This is a genomic window from Burkholderia sp. HAN2018, from assembly GCF_024704855.1.
GTDB classification, from domain to species: domain Bacteria; phylum Pseudomonadota; class Gammaproteobacteria; order Burkholderiales; family Burkholderiaceae; genus Burkholderia; species Burkholderia cepacia.
Window position 1 is genome coordinate 15,162 of sequence record NZ_QOBB01000086.1, and the last position, 12,714, is coordinate 27,875.

Genomic DNA, 12,714 nt, shown 5'->3' on the forward strand with positions numbered 1-12,714 from the left:
GGCGCCGATCGACCGCGAAGCATGGGATCAGCGTAGGCGCTGAAGCGCTAACGCTGATCGACAGGAGATTCCACCGGGTGGCTTACGTTTCCAACAACAAAGATCCGTCTGCTCACGAAGCGGCGCGGATCGAACGTCGCGAGGCACGACAGTGACCGATTCGCAACCAACCACAACGCGTCCGGCGACGATCAGCGACGTCGCGCGCGAAGCCGGCACCGGCAAAACCAGCGTGTCGCGCTACCTGAACGGCGAGACGCACGTGCTGTCCACCGATCTGCGCCAGCGGATCGAAGCGGCAATCGCGCGGCTCAACTACCGGCCCAACCAGATGGCGCGCGGGCTCAAGCGCGGCCGCAACCGGCTGCTCGGCATGCTCGCTGCCGACCTGACCAATCCCTATACCGTCGAAGTGCTGCAAGGCGTCGAGGCTGCCTGTCAGGCGCTCGGCTACATGCCGCTGATCTGTCACGCGGCGAACGAAGTCGAGATGGAGCGCCGCTTCCTGCAGCTGCTCACGACCTACCGCGTTGAAGGGCTGATCGTCAACGCGCTCGGCGCCGATGAGGACGTGCTGCGCCCGCTGCGCGGGGCCGGCATCCCGGCCGTGCTCGTCGACCGGACCGTCGAGGGCTTCGAGGCCGACCTGATCGGCCTCGACAACGCCGACGCGATCGAGACGGCACTCGCGCACCTGATCGAACACGGTTTCGACGCAATCCATTTCGTCGTGCAGCCGTTCGAGCGCGTCAGCTCGCGGCGCCTGCGCGAGGCCGCATTCCGCGCGGCACTCGGCGCGCGCGGGCTGACGGTGCCGTCGACGGTCGTGCTCGACCTGAACGAGCCCGATGCGACCGCGGCGGCGTTCGCCGACATCGATGCCCGCATCGACGACGCGGCACGGCGCGGCGTGCGCGCGGCGCTGTTCGCCGCGAACGCGCCGGTCGCGCTCGCGATCGCGCGCCACCTGCGCGCGCGCTTCGGCGCCGCATGGCAGCAGAAGGCGGCGCTGCTGTCGATCGACGATCCGGAATGGGCCGAGTTGATCGGTATCACGACGATCCGGCAGCCGACCTACGAAATCGGCTACAAGGCCGTCGAATTCGTGCACGAGCGGATCGACGGCGCAGCGGGCGACGTACGCGTCTCGCTGTTGCCCGGCGAGCTGGTTGTGCGCGCGTCGACCGCAAGCTGAGTATCATTCGGGGCACGCAGCGCGTCAGGTGCGCTGCCCCGAACAAGGAAATACATGACTGTCGCCCCCGTCACGCTGGCGGTGCTGATCGCCGCCACGCTGATCATCGCGCTCCTGCCGCTCGTCCTCTTCCGTATCCTGCGCAAGCCGCTTGCGCTGAACCGCCGCGACACGATCGTCGGCGTGGCCGTCTTCACGCTGTTCGCGATGATCCTCGAACGCGCATTCCACGGGCTCGTGCTGAGCCAGACGCCGCCCGACGGCTGGCTCACGCAGCCGCTCGCGTTCGTCGCGTACAGCGCGCTTGCGACCGCCGTGTTCGAGGAAGTCGGCCGCTATCTGGGGATGCGTTTCCTGAACCGCCGCTACGGCGCGTCGGCCGGCGACAGCCGCGGAATCGGCTACGGGATCGGCCACGGCGGCGCCGAAGCGTGGTTCGTCGGCGTACTCGTGTGGGGCCAGTGGTCGTATCTCGCGTGGCTCGCGAGCCGCGGCCAGCTCGAGACCCAGCTCGCCGACCTGCCGGGCGATACCGTCGTGCGGCTGCACGTGATGCTCGCGACGCTGTCGGCACAGTCGATCCTGCTGTTGCTGCTCGAACGCTGCGCGGCGTTCGTGCTGCAGCTTGCGCTGTCGGTGCTGGTCTGGCGCGGCGTGCGCGCCGGCCGCGCGGGCGTGTTGCCGCTCGCGATCGTGCTGCATGCGCTGGCAGCCGCGCCGGCGCTGCTGTACCAGGTGCGCGTGCTGCCGGCCGGCTGGGTCGAGGCCGCGTATTTCGTGCTGGCCGCGCTTCTGGTCGTCGTGCTGGTGAAGGCGTGCCGGCCGCCGCAATCGGCAGCCTGACGGGAGAGACGGGATGGACGACTATCTGATCGAATGCCAGAGCGCGGAATTCGACGCGCTCGCACGCGTGATCTGCGATCTCTTTCCGGAGCAGACGCGGTTCGCCGAAAGCAGCGACGCGCGCGGGCGGTTCCTGTCCGTGCACTGGCTCGCGATGCGTTTCGGCGCGACGCCGAAGCGGATGACGCTCGATATCCGCATCGTGCCGGCGGCACTCGCGCGCTATCTGGCGCTCAAGCCGATGCAGCGCGCGCGCAGCCATGCGGTGCTGCATGCGTATACGGAAGCGATGCTCGGGTCGCTCGAGGAGCGCCACGCGGCCGGCGAGGCCGTCGAGCGCGACGCCGAACTCGAACTCGACGAAGACTTTGCGTGATCGTTCGCGCCGGCGCGATGCCGGCACGCCGCGTCACGCGTCGCGGTAGACCTGCGCGAAGCGCTGCGCCTGCACGACACCGTAGTCGCCGGGCGCGTATTGCATCACCCAGTCGCCGGCGACGCCGCGCAGCGTGTCGCCGTTTTCCGAGCGGGCGATCGTGAACGGCTCGTCCATCCGGCGGGCGAGCACGACGGCCGGCCGGTTCCGGTAGGCGCCCGGTGCGCCGTGTGCGAGTGCCGGATCGGCGGGCAGGTATTTGGCGTCGAAGCGCGCGCGCGACACGACCCAGCGGTCGCCGGTCGAGCCCGTGATCAGCGCGTCGCCCGCCACATAGCGGTTCGGGCCTTCGAGGCTCATCAGTTCGCCGTCGGCGTCCGCGAAGGAAACGGCGACGGTTTCGTCCTTGACGACGCGACGGGCCTGCGGATCGGTACGCAGGTCGATGTGCTTGAGTTCGAGCATGGCGGGGAAGTGCGGGAAAAGCCGGGAGCTTATCCCGAATCCGGCGCGCCGTGTGACGCGCCGGTCGCCTGTAGCGGTGCCGTTCGGCCCGGACGGGCCGTATACGGTGCCGGCGGCGCCGGCAGGGCGGGCGTCAGGGCTGCGCGGGTGCGCTGGCGGCCGGCGCGGCTGCCGCCTTGCCTTTCTTGCCCTTCGTCTTGCCCTTGCCACGATGCTCGCCGCCGTGGTGCAGCCAGCTGCGGAACGTCGTGTCGGCCAGTGCCTTCTGGTCGGCCGGGAAACTCTCGTAGAGCGGTGCGAAGGCGTCGGCGAGCTTCTTCGCGCCGTCCGCGTTCGCCTGCGACAGTTCCGCATACTGCTTCATGTCGTCGAGTGCGGAGACGTCGTGCTTGGCCATCCGTTCGCGATATAGGCGGCCCATCGTGTCGCCGTTGCCGCGCATCGTGTCGGCGAACGTCTTCCACTGCGGCTCCTGCGCCGACGTGATCTTCAGCTGGTCGTGCAGGTACTTGATGCGCTGCTCGACGCGGGCTTCATGGCGCGCCTCGCGCTGCTCGGCGGTCGGGGCCGAAGCCGCGGCTGCGGTTGTCGTGGCCTGAGCGGGCGCTTGCGGCTGCGCCGGGGTTTGCGCGAACGCGCTGGCTGCAACGGCGAGCGTAGCGAGGGTGAGCGAGATTTTCTTCATGGTTGGCTCTCCGGGGTGGTGTCTGGCGAGCGGGCGCGGCGGCAAATGCCGCAAGCACGCATCTCGCATCGCCAGCTATTAGTAGCACGTTGAGTGCGGCGCAGCAGTGAATGCGACACTTGCTTACATCCGATACGAATCGAAATTGAAAGGTTCGAATCGGTTCCGGGCGATGCGGTTTGGGCAGGCCGGCGTTCGGCGCTATCATCGCGTCACCTTCCACTTTGCCGGCACGTCGTGCCCCGGCCCAGCCTCATGCGTCCACCCCGCCTCGACCAACTCGACGATCTCGACCGGCAACTCGTCGCGCTGCTGCAGGCCGATGCGCGTGCCAGCGTCGCGGATCTCGCGCGCCAGCTCGACGTCGCGCGCACGACGGTCGTCGCACGCATCGCGCGGCTCGAACGTACCAACGTGATCGCCGGCTACAGCGTCCGGCTCGGGCAGGACGTGCTCGACGCGAGCATTTACGCGTATGTCGGCATCATCCTCACGCCGAAGTTCGGCAAGGACGTGTTGCGCAAGCTCGACCGGATGCCCGAAGTGCAGCTGCTGTGCGCGGTGAGCGGCGAGTACGACTACGTCGCATGGCTGCGCGCCGATTCGCCCGAACGGCTCAACGACCTGCTCGACCAGATCGGCACGCTCGAAGGCGTCGAGCGCACGACGACGTCGATCATCCTGTCGCGCAAGATCGATCGCGGGACGATCGGCGGCTGACGTTCAGGCGCGGCGTTCATTGCGCCGCGCTTGTTGCGCTGCCGTATCGGCCCGACATAGAGCCGCTCGCATTGCGGCGTGACGATCGTGTCGATCGACAAGCGTGGGTTCAATGCGATGCCGCACGATGAAGATCGCCGCGAGCGCGCCGCGTTGATCGTCGCGCTCGCGTGGAGGCTGACGTTCACTTCGACGATGAGCAGGTCGGCGATCCGCGTACCGACGACGTTGACCAGCACCACCGTTGGCTGGCAGATCCGCGGCACCTCGCAGTGCGTACGCAACTGCATCCACAACGCAATCGCGAGCCGCGACGCCATCGCGATGCGCGCGACGATCCGGCCGGGCCCCACGTTGACCGCGAGATAGTCCGCGCCGGTTTCGCCGACCGTGGTCGACATGATCTTGACGATCCGGAGCGACAGCGCGACGTCGGGCTCCTTGTTCAGCCAGTGCGGTGTGCGTTCGACGGGCAGGGATTGCATGCGATGCCACCTCGGCAATCGTGTAGTCGGCATGCAGTCCGGCTCGCGAGACTTTGGCCAGTCACGGCAGGCCCGTAGCGGGTGAAAAAACCTCGTTTCGACGTTTCGACGAAATGTGTCGTCGTAACGTCGAAATTGTCGGTCGTTTCGCATCATTCTTCGTCTTGGAACTGATTTTGCGCGTCCCTAAACTGTGTTCATGGCTCAACGCCGTCCACTACATCACACCCATCATCAGGAGATAAGCGCATGAAAATCGCCATCGTCGGCGCAGGTCTGATCGGCCACACCATTGCTCACATGCTGCGTGAAACGGGCGACTACGAAGTCGTCGCGTTCGACCGCGATGCGGATGCGCTCGCGAAGCTGTCGCGCGAAGGCATCGCGACGCAACGGGTCGATTCGGCCGACGCAAACGCGATTCGCGAAGCAGTGAAGGGTTTCGATGCGCTCGTCAATGCGCTGCCTTATTACCTCGCGGTCAACGTTGCCGCCGCCGCGAAGGCTGCCGGCGTCCACTACTTCGACCTGACCGAAGACGTGCGCGCGACCCACGCGATCCGCGAGCTGGCCGAAGGCTCCGATCGTGCGTTCATGCCGCAGTGCGGCCTCGCCCCGGGCTTCATCGGTCTCGCCGCGCATGAACTGGTGAACGGCTTCAGCGAAGTGCGCGACGTGAAGATGCGCGTCGGCGCGTTGCCCGAGTATCCGACCAACGCGCTGAAGTACAACCTGACGTGGAGCGTCGACGGCCTGATCAACGAATACTGCCAGCCGTGCGAAGCGATCCGCGACGGCCGCAAGCAGTGGGTGCAGCCGCTCGAAGGCCTCGAGCACTTCTCGCTCGACGGTACCGAATACGAAGCGTTCAACACGTCGGGCGGTCTCGGCACGCTGTGCGAGACGCTGTCGGGCAAGGTCGAGACGCTCGACTACAAGTCGGTGCGCTACCCGGGCCACCGCGATCTCGTGCAGTTCCTGCTCGAGGACCTGCGCCTGTCGACCGATCGCGACACGCTGAAGTCGATCATGCGCCGCGCGGTGCCGTCGACGAAGCAGGACGTCGTGCTCGTGTTCATCACCGTGACGGGCGTGAAGGACGGCCAGCTGGTGCAGGACGTGTTCACGCGCAAGATCTTCGCGAAGGACGTGTGCGGGATGCACATGAGCGCGATCCAGATCACGACGGCCGGCGCGATGTGCGCGGTGCTGGATCTGTTCCGCGAGAAGAAGCTGCCGCAAAGCGGTTTCATCCCGCAGGAAAAGGTGTCGCTGAAGGCGTTCCTGTCGAACCGCTTCGGCAAGCTGTACGAAGGCGGCACGATGGAGCGCGTGCACGCGGTGGCCTGACCGTCCGCCAGCCTCCGGCACGAGGGCCGTACGACGCCGGGAGCGCAGCAGCGCTTCCGGCGTTGTTTTTTGCGGGAACGAACAGGAGGGGCGATCAGGCCGGCAGCGGCGGGACGATTGTCGCCGCAGGCGGAGGCGGCGCGATGCGGTACAGCAGCGTATCGATGTCGGTGTCGGATGGCGCGGTGTTGTCGAACATCACGATGCCGTCGCATTCGCGGCCGGTCGGCACGAAGCGGCGCTGCCGGTATTCGTCCCAGTGCGCGAGCTTGTAGGCATCGTTTGGGTTGCCGCGCGCGACGATTCGCTGGTGCGCGACGTCTTCCGACGTGTAGACCCAGACGACCGTCAGCGTGACGTCGGGGGAGATGCCGAGCCATGCGCGGTCGAGAATGCGGCGATCGCGCACTTCGCGCGACAGCGGGCCGACGACGAGCGCGCCGATGCCCAGCGCGAGGTTTTCACGGGCCGTGTCGAGCAGGCCTTGGTATTCGGGATCGCGCAGGTGCTTCAGGTAGAGCGGGCTGTCGCGGTCGTTCGGATCCTCGGTGAGCGCACCCATTGCGGCCGAGCTGTAACGGCCGTACAGCGTGTCCTTGTCGAGCAGGCAGAAGGCCTCGCCGGTCGCGCGCATCAGCGGCCCGATGAGCCGCTTCGCGAGCGTGGTCTTGCCGGTGCCGGCGTGACCGCAGAAGAACACCAGGTGCGTCACGAAGCCTTGCCTCCCGGCTGCGGGCTCGGTGCACCGTTGCGCTTGTCGCCGCGCGAGAACACTTCCGCTTCCAGCCACATCGCGTTGATGATGCCGAAGCCGAGCGCCACGCCGATGCCGAGTATCCACGAGAAATACCACATGGGTCTGTCTCCTTGACGGTTGGGCCGCAGTGTCCTGGTGCGCGTGCTGCGGCGCACGCAGCCCGATCATGACCAATATCGTCGTGCCGCGCAAGCCGGGCCGCCCGCGCAGCAAACCGGTAAACTGATGCGCAAACCGCAACATCAGAGACACCATGCTGATCAACTGTGCTGCATACCAGGACGGCCGCAAGCTGGCCGACATCGATATCGACGCCATCAGCGACTACGTGTCGAAGCCCGAATGCTTCGTGTGGGTCGCGCTGAAGGATCCGACACCCGAGGAAATCGACCTGATGGGCGAGGAGTTCGGGCTGCACGAGCTCGCACTCGAGGATGCCCGCAAGGGGCACCAGCGGCCGAAGATCGAGGAGTACGGCGATTCGCTGTTCGCGGTGCTGCATACGGTCGAGCTCGATGACGACGGCGAATTCAAGGTGGGCGAGCTGAACGTGTTCGTCGGCCCGAACTACGTGCTGTCGATCCGCAATCACACCGAGCAGGATTTCCGCGACGTGCGCAAGCGCTGCGAGCACGAGCCGCATCTGCTGCGGGAAGGCTCGGCGTTCGTGTTCTATGCGCTGATGGACCAGGTCGTCGACCGCTATTTCCCGATCCTCGAAACGCTCGGCACCGAGCTCGAGGAACTCGAGGATCGGATCTTCGCGAAGGCCACGCCCGCGTCGTCGCGCGCGATCATCGAGGATCTCTATTCGCTGAAGCGCCGGCTCGTGACGCTGTACCAGCACACGGCGCCGCTGATCGAGCCGCTCGCGAAACTCACCGGCGGACGCGTGCCGCAGGTCTGCAGCGGGATGGCGGCTTATTTCCGCGACGTGTACGACCATCTGCAGAGGATCGTGAAGACGATCGAAGGGCGCCGCGAAATGGTCGTCACGGCGATCCAGGTCAACCTCGGGATGATTTCGCTGGCCGAGAACGAAGTGACGAAACGGCTCGGTTCGTTCGCCGCGCTGTTCGCAATACCGACGATGATCGCCGGCATCTACGGGATGAACTTCGCGAACATGCCCGAGTTGCACCTGAAATACGGTTTCTACGGCTGTATCGCGGTGATGGTCGTCGCCGACTTCGCGCTGTGGTGGCGCTTCAAGCGGGCAGGGTGGCTGTAGTCCTGCGTCGCGGCTAGCGCGGCGCGTGCTTGCCGATCACGACGCGCCACGGACGCACACGCCACGATTTCACGAGGCCGTTCTGCACATACGGATCGGCGCGCGCGAACGACTCGGCCGCCTCCGGCGAATCGCCTTCGAACACGAGCACGGCCTGGTCGGCCGGGTCCGACAGCGCGCCGGCGAGCACGAGTTCGCCGCGCTCGGTCGCGGCCTGTGCAAGCGCGAGATGTTCGGCGCGGAACGGTTCGCGCCGCGACAGGTAATCGTCGACGAGTTCGTAGATCAGCTGGTAATGCATGCGTGGCTCCGGGAAGGGGGCGGCGGCGCGGTCGTCGTGTCGGCTCGGCTGCCGGTCGGTCTGTTGCGGCCAGTATAGGACAGCCGGGTGGCCGGCGCGTCGCCAACGGGAGCGTAATCCTGTTCTCGAGATTGCAACTAACGGTCAGCCAACTCAGCGACCTGAAATCCTGACCGCGGTCGCGCCTTTGATCCCACCGCTTTTTCTTCTTGTTTCGCAGGGCCGGGAGACCCGGTTCGCATCGACGATGCGGTCACGTCTGCAGGGCAGGCCCTGGCGGAAGCTCGATGTATGCGCCGCGGCCGCACCGGCGGCCCGCGCCTACGCCTTGTATCCGATCGTGCGCAGCAGATCCTTGCGCCAGCGCACGTCGTCGTCGTTTTCGACACCGAGCGGCGGAAAGCCGTCGACGACACCGGCGATCCCGCGCCCCTGCGCGCTTTCCGCGACGATCACGTCGGTCGGGTTCGCGGTCGCGCAGTAGATCCGGCAGACCTCCGGCACGGCCTTGATCGCATTGAGCACGTTGACCGGATAGAAACCGTCGCCGAGGAACACGATGAACGCGTGACCGGCGCCGATCGCAAGGGCGTTGCGGCACGCGAGCTCGACGAGTTCCGCATCGGTGCCGGAGCGGCGCACGAGACGTTTGCCCGATGCCTCGCAGAACGCGAGCCCGAAACGAATGCCCGGCACGGTGCCGACCAGCGTCTCGTGGATGTCCTCGACGGACTTGATGAAATGCGACTGGCCGAGGATGAAATTCACGGCCTCGGGTTTGTCGATGGTGACGGTTTCGAATTGCAGCATGGCGGACCTCGTCTGGCGATGCGGCGCGCGCGCCGCAATGGGCTCTCCAAGCTTAGTACGAGGCGGCTGGCGTCGAAAGCGACGCGTCCTATCCTTGGTTGTGTAGGGCGCGCGAGCGCGAATGCAACGGAGGGCAACATGGACGTGCGACACGGCTTCGTCGACTGCGTGGGACGCACGCCGTTGATCCGGCTGGCGAAGCTCAGCGCGGAAACGGGCTGCGAAATCCTGGGCAAGGCGGAATTCATGAATCCGGGCGGTTCGGTGAAGGATCGCGCGGCGCTCTACATCATCCGCGACGCCGAGCAGCGCGGCGCGCTGAAGCCGGGCGGCACCGTCGTCGAGGGCACGGCGGGCAACACGGGCATCGGTCTTGCGCACATCTGCGCGGCGCGCGGTTATCGCTGCGTGATCGTGATTCCCGACACGCAATCGCCGGACAAGATGGCGATCCTGCGCACGCTCGGCGCCGACGTGCGCCCGGTGCCGGCGGCGCCGTATCGCGACCCGAACAACTATCAGAAGATTGCCGGGCGGCTCGCGGACGAACTCGACAACGCGGTATGGGCCAACCAGTTCGACAACGTCGTCAACCGGCAGGCGCACTACGAGACGACCGGACCGGAAATCTGGCGCGATACGGCGGGCACGGTCGATGCGTTCGTCTGCGCAACCGGCACGGGCGGCACGCTGGCGGGCGTGAGCCGCTACCTGAAGGAGCAGAATCCTGAGGTCCGGATCGTGCTGGCCGATCCGCACGGAAGCGGGCTCTACGGTTACGTGAAAACGGGCGACCTCGGTGCCGAAGGCAGCTCGATCACCGAAGGCATCGGCTCGACGCGGGTCACCGCGAATCTGGCCGGCGCACCGATCGACGACGCCGTGAGGATCGACGATTCGCAGTGCGTGACGATGGTCTACCGGCTGCTGCGCGAAGAAGGGCTGTACGTCGGCGGATCGAGCGGAATCAACGTCGCGGCGGCGGTCTGGCTGGCCCGCAGGATGGGCCCGGGGCATACGATCGTGACTTTGCTGTGCGATCGCGGCGACATCTATCGTGCGCGGCTCTTCAACCGCGAATGGCTGCGCGAAAAGGGGCTGGAATCGGGGTTGGAACCAGAACGGGCACCCGAATGAGGAAGGGGTGAGGCGGCGTTTCCATTGGCTCGAATGCGACCTATGCTGAACAAATCCGGAGCGAACGCCGTTCGCCCGATTCGCCCAGACGAGGTGTGCCATGCCAGTATCAGCCACCCTGCAGGATTGCCTGCGCCAGAAGTCATCGCGGTACGAAGTGGTGTACCACCCCTATAGCCATACGAGCATGGAGACGGCCGCCGCCGCGCATATCCCCGGCGATCGCCTCGCGAAAACCGTGCTCCTCGAAGACGACGAAGGCTACGTCGCAGCCGTATTGCCGACCACACACGCCGTGCGCCTGTCGGATCTCTGGGTGAAGACGGGACGCCATCTCGTGCTCGCCCGCGAGGTCGAACTGCGCGAGCTGTTCAAGGATTGCGACATGGGTGCGCTACCGCCGGTCTGCATGGCGTACGGCATGAAGACGTTTCTCGAGGAACGTCTCGCACAGCAGCCGGAAGTCTATTTCGAGGCCGGCGACCACGAAGCGCTGATCCACATGATGCAGGATGAATTCCTGACGCTGATGGAGACGGCCGAGCGTGCGCATTTCTCGCACAAGATGCAGGGCATGCAGTCCTGACGCTTGCGGTGCACGGGCATTTGTCGGTGCGAGTGTGACAGGGTTGCAGGTCTTGTCAGCGGGATGGCCGTCGGATAGTTAATTCGCCATCCGAATTTTTTGGCGGCGTATTTACGGAAGCCGACCAATCCTTAATTTAAGTCGCATTCCAGATTAACTGTTCTGGTACCTCTGGTTCGGCATCTCCGGTGCGCCGTCCTTGAGGAAACGATCCCGGCCAGTTCGAGGCGGTCGACCGGCATGTCCGTCGACATGCGGGCGATGACGAGGCGGGGGATGCATCCTCGAGGTTACTTTCCGAATGCCCTTTTTTGGTGCGATGCAGGAGATATGCCGATATTTATGTTGAAGCGGATCAATATCCGTTTTCGCATATACCCATACAATTCAATTACCAAATTAATAATAAAAGTTGTATTTGTGCTTACCGGAATATTATTTGAATATCCCCTCCAAACTTTGTATTCGGGTATCAAATAAAGTTTGACGGCAAAATTTTTTCCTTGCTATCTTCTGCACCCAAGTGAACGGCGCCAATGACATCACCGCGTAACGAACGGTGAATCGTCATACGAAACGCGCGGCGCCGCCCGCTCAGCTGACAATTGCCTGAACGTGCAGGCGCGTGGTTTTCCGGTGCAACACCGGGCCGCGCCGGCCGGAACGATTCCTTGAAAAAGAGTGTATTGGAATTCGAATGCAATTCTTTCAATTCGGATTGCAAATTGAATTTGAAATGAAATGTTCGGGTAGATGCGATGGCGATGCCGACCTGGTTTCGCCGCCGGCAGCAATCCGAAACTGGGCGAATCGCTTGGGGGATGGATGGTGGGCATGAAAGTCGAAGAAAGTCTGGTTACGTCGAACAGCGGACTGGCTACGCTGGGCCGTCCGCGAGAGTTCGGCAAGAAGCAACAGAATCCGGTACGCCGGTTCGGCGGCGTCGGAATCGTCCTGGTGCTGCATGCAGTGCTGATCTACGCGTTGCTCAACGGCCTGGCGACGAAAGTCGTGCAGGTGATCCAGCACCCGATCGAAACCCGCATCATCGAGCCGGTCAAGCCGCCGCCGCCACCGCCGATGCCCGTGGTCAAACTCCCGCCGCCGAAGTTCGCGCCGCCGCCGCCCCCGTTCGTCCCGCCGCCGGAAGTGCCGGTGCAGGCGCCGCCGCAGGCGACGATCACGCACCAGTCGGCCCCGGTACCCTCCGCGCCGGCCGTGCAGGCACCGGTCGTAGCACCCCCGGCGCCGGCCAAGCCCGTCAGCCATGACGTGGGTGTCGTTTGCCCGAATTCGGACGCGCTTCGCGCGTCGATCCAGTATCCGAAGGAAGCGCAGGAAAACAACATCACGGGTGACGTAACGATCGAATTCGTCGTGGATGCGGAAGGGAACATCACGAACGAGCGCGTGGCGCAGTCGGCAGATCCGGTCCTCGATCGCGCTGCCTACAACACCGTAAAACGATTCAAGTGCGTCGCGCAGGGCCAGTCGGTGCGGGTCCAGGTACCGTTCTCGTTCAATCTGAATTGATGCAGTGGGCGGCCCGGCGCGAACCGGGCCGGGAAAAACCATCACGAACTGTCGTATTAAGTTCACCGAAATAACTGGAGTGGGGTATGACGAAGCGTTCACTGGCCGCGTTGGCGGCAAGCATCCTGATGTCCGTCGTCGCAGTCGACGGGTTCGTTGCGCCGCAGCTCGCCCATGCGCAGGCAAGCGGCGCGGCCGGCACGGCGGCGCAGGCCGCGGCGCCGTCTGCCGCACCGGCCA

At 65.2% G+C, this 12,714-nt stretch carries 16 protein-coding genes and 1 pseudogene; 9 read left to right on the forward strand and 8 right to left on the reverse strand.

The features are described from left to right. The first annotated feature begins 151 nt into the window (after positions 1-151). From DPV74_RS21275 to DPV74_RS21285, 3 genes are read left to right on the forward strand one after another with little or no spacing between them, the layout of a single operon-like run. Positions 152-1,195, forward strand: coding sequence for a LacI family DNA-binding transcriptional regulator (locus tag DPV74_RS21275; RefSeq protein WP_027787319.1), 1,044 nt, complete (start codon positions 152-154; stop codon positions 1,193-1,195). A gap of 54 nt (positions 1,196-1,249) precedes the next feature. Further along, a complete protein-coding gene (locus tag DPV74_RS21280; RefSeq protein ID WP_060196308.1) occupies positions 1,250-2,038 on the forward strand; it encodes a YhfC family intramembrane metalloprotease in 789 nt (262 codons plus the stop codon). Positions 2,039-2,051: 13 nt separating this feature from the next. After that, complete coding sequence (locus DPV74_RS21285; protein ID WP_050015466.1) at positions 2,052-2,414, forward strand: DUF3022 domain-containing protein; 363 nt, start codon at positions 2,052-2,054, stop codon at positions 2,412-2,414. A 33-nt stretch (positions 2,415-2,447) separates the two neighbouring features. On the opposite strand, the gene DPV74_RS21290 is transcribed toward DPV74_RS21285, so the two are convergent. Then, positions 2,448-2,879 carry a PGDYG domain-containing protein gene (locus tag DPV74_RS21290; RefSeq protein WP_021160921.1) on the reverse strand — a complete coding sequence of 144 codons (432 nt, stop codon included), beginning with the start codon at positions 2,877-2,879 and terminating at the stop codon, positions 2,448-2,450. A gap of 133 nt (positions 2,880-3,012) precedes the next feature. Continuing rightward, positions 3,013-3,564 (reverse strand): Spy/CpxP family protein refolding chaperone, encoded by a 552-nt coding sequence (locus DPV74_RS21295; RefSeq protein ID WP_119337915.1) that lies wholly within the window; start codon positions 3,562-3,564, stop codon positions 3,013-3,015. Between the two features lie 255 nt (positions 3,565-3,819). Between DPV74_RS21295 and DPV74_RS21300 the strand changes: the two genes are divergently transcribed. Continuing rightward, positions 3,820-4,284 (forward strand): Lrp/AsnC family transcriptional regulator, encoded by a 465-nt coding sequence (locus DPV74_RS21300; RefSeq protein ID WP_006481526.1) that lies wholly within the window; start codon positions 3,820-3,822, stop codon positions 4,282-4,284. Positions 4,285-4,571: 287 nt separating this feature from the next. Here DPV74_RS21300 and DPV74_RS41965 read toward each other — a convergent pair. Next, positions 4,572-4,925: pseudogene (locus tag DPV74_RS41965) on the reverse strand (hypothetical protein); the annotation flags it as partial. Positions 4,926-5,018: 93 nt separating this feature from the next. Between DPV74_RS41965 and DPV74_RS21310 the strand changes: the two are divergent. Further along, a complete protein-coding gene (locus tag DPV74_RS21310; protein ID WP_011352168.1) occupies positions 5,019-6,119 on the forward strand; it encodes a saccharopine dehydrogenase family protein in 1,101 nt (366 codons plus the stop codon). Between the two features lie 94 nt (positions 6,120-6,213). Here the strand turns inward: DPV74_RS21310 and DPV74_RS21315 are convergent, their stop codons facing one another. Together DPV74_RS21315 and cydX are read right to left on the reverse strand one after the other, a co-directional pair. Beyond that, entirely contained in the window at positions 6,214-6,831 is a 618-nt protein-coding gene (locus DPV74_RS21315; RefSeq protein ID WP_060084927.1) for an ATP-binding protein, read from the reverse strand. Beyond that, the gene (cydX, locus tag DPV74_RS21320; RefSeq protein WP_027787324.1) at positions 6,828-6,974 is read right to left on the reverse strand and encodes a cytochrome bd-I oxidase subunit CydX; all 147 of its coding nucleotides are present in this window, start codon (positions 6,972-6,974) and stop codon (positions 6,828-6,830) included. The genes DPV74_RS21315 and cydX overlap by 4 nt, the downstream gene beginning before the upstream one ends. Before the next feature lie 155 nt (positions 6,975-7,129). Between cydX and corA the strand changes: the two genes are divergently transcribed. After that, on the forward strand, positions 7,130-8,107 hold the full coding sequence (corA, locus tag DPV74_RS21325; RefSeq protein ID WP_027787325.1) for a magnesium/cobalt transporter CorA: 978 nt from the start codon (positions 7,130-7,132) through the stop codon (positions 8,105-8,107). A gap of 13 nt (positions 8,108-8,120) precedes the next feature. Here the strand turns inward: corA and DPV74_RS21330 are convergent, their stop codons facing one another. After that, positions 8,121-8,408: a YciI-like protein gene (locus DPV74_RS21330; protein ID WP_021160928.1), complete on the reverse strand. Its 288-nt coding sequence runs from the start codon at positions 8,406-8,408 to the stop codon at positions 8,121-8,123. Between the two features lie 321 nt (positions 8,409-8,729). Continuing rightward, positions 8,730-9,218 (reverse strand): adenosine-specific kinase, encoded by a 489-nt coding sequence (locus DPV74_RS21335; RefSeq protein ID WP_091923283.1) that lies wholly within the window; start codon positions 9,216-9,218, stop codon positions 8,730-8,732. A 138-nt stretch (positions 9,219-9,356) separates the two neighbouring features. On the opposite strand from DPV74_RS21335, the gene DPV74_RS21340 reads away from it, so the two are divergent. Continuing rightward, positions 9,357-10,355, forward strand: a complete 999-nt coding sequence (locus DPV74_RS21340) for a cysteine synthase A (protein ID WP_027787327.1) — start codon at positions 9,357-9,359, stop codon at positions 10,353-10,355. Positions 10,356-10,455: 100 nt separating this feature from the next. After that, positions 10,456-10,941 (forward strand): aminoacyl-tRNA deacylase, encoded by a 486-nt coding sequence (locus DPV74_RS21345; protein ID WP_027787328.1) that lies wholly within the window; start codon positions 10,456-10,458, stop codon positions 10,939-10,941. A 472-nt stretch (positions 10,942-11,413) separates the two neighbouring features. On the opposite strand, the gene DPV74_RS21350 is transcribed toward DPV74_RS21345, so the two are convergent. Beyond that, a complete protein-coding gene (locus DPV74_RS21350) occupies positions 11,414-11,653 on the reverse strand; it encodes a hypothetical protein (RefSeq protein ID WP_124536505.1) in 240 nt (79 codons plus the stop codon). Between the two features lie 122 nt (positions 11,654-11,775). Here DPV74_RS21350 and DPV74_RS21355 point away from each other — a divergent pair, with 122 nt between their 5' ends. Beyond that, entirely contained in the window at positions 11,776-12,474 is a 699-nt protein-coding gene (locus DPV74_RS21355; protein WP_027787329.1) for an energy transducer TonB, read from the forward strand. The last annotated feature ends 240 nt before the right edge of the window (positions 12,475-12,714 follow it).

Bases quoted from the DNA above. Each gene is read 5' to 3' on its own strand.
- DPV74_RS21280 (WP_060196308.1), top strand. From the start codon at position 1,250: ATGACTGTCGCCCCCGTCACGCTGGCGGTGCTGATCGCCGCCACGCTG.
- DPV74_RS21285 (WP_050015466.1), top strand. From the start codon at position 2,052: ATGGACGACTATCTGATCGAATGCCAGAGCGCGGAATTCGACGCGCTC.
- DPV74_RS21290 (WP_021160921.1), bottom strand. From the start codon at position 2,879: ATGCTCGAACTCAAGCACATCGACCTGCGTACCGATCCGCAGGCCCGT.
- DPV74_RS21295 (WP_119337915.1), bottom strand. From the start codon at position 3,564: ATGAAGAAAATCTCGCTCACCCTCGCTACGCTCGCCGTTGCAGCCAGC.
- DPV74_RS21300 (WP_006481526.1), top strand. From the start codon at position 3,820: ATGCGTCCACCCCGCCTCGACCAACTCGACGATCTCGACCGGCAACTC.
- DPV74_RS21310 (WP_011352168.1), top strand. From the start codon at position 5,019: ATGAAAATCGCCATCGTCGGCGCAGGTCTGATCGGCCACACCATTGCT.
- cydX (WP_027787324.1), bottom strand. From the start codon at position 6,974: ATGTGGTATTTCTCGTGGATACTCGGCATCGGCGTGGCGCTCGGCTTC.
- corA (WP_027787325.1), top strand. From the start codon at position 7,130: ATGCTGATCAACTGTGCTGCATACCAGGACGGCCGCAAGCTGGCCGAC.
- DPV74_RS21330 (WP_021160928.1), bottom strand. From the start codon at position 8,408: ATGCATTACCAGCTGATCTACGAACTCGTCGACGATTACCTGTCGCGG.
- DPV74_RS21335 (WP_091923283.1), bottom strand. From the start codon at position 9,218: ATGCTGCAATTCGAAACCGTCACCATCGACAAACCCGAGGCCGTGAAT.
- DPV74_RS21340 (WP_027787327.1), top strand. From the start codon at position 9,357: ATGGACGTGCGACACGGCTTCGTCGACTGCGTGGGACGCACGCCGTTG.
- DPV74_RS21345 (WP_027787328.1), top strand. From the start codon at position 10,456: ATGCCAGTATCAGCCACCCTGCAGGATTGCCTGCGCCAGAAGTCATCG.
- DPV74_RS21355 (WP_027787329.1), top strand. From the start codon at position 11,776: ATGAAAGTCGAAGAAAGTCTGGTTACGTCGAACAGCGGACTGGCTACG.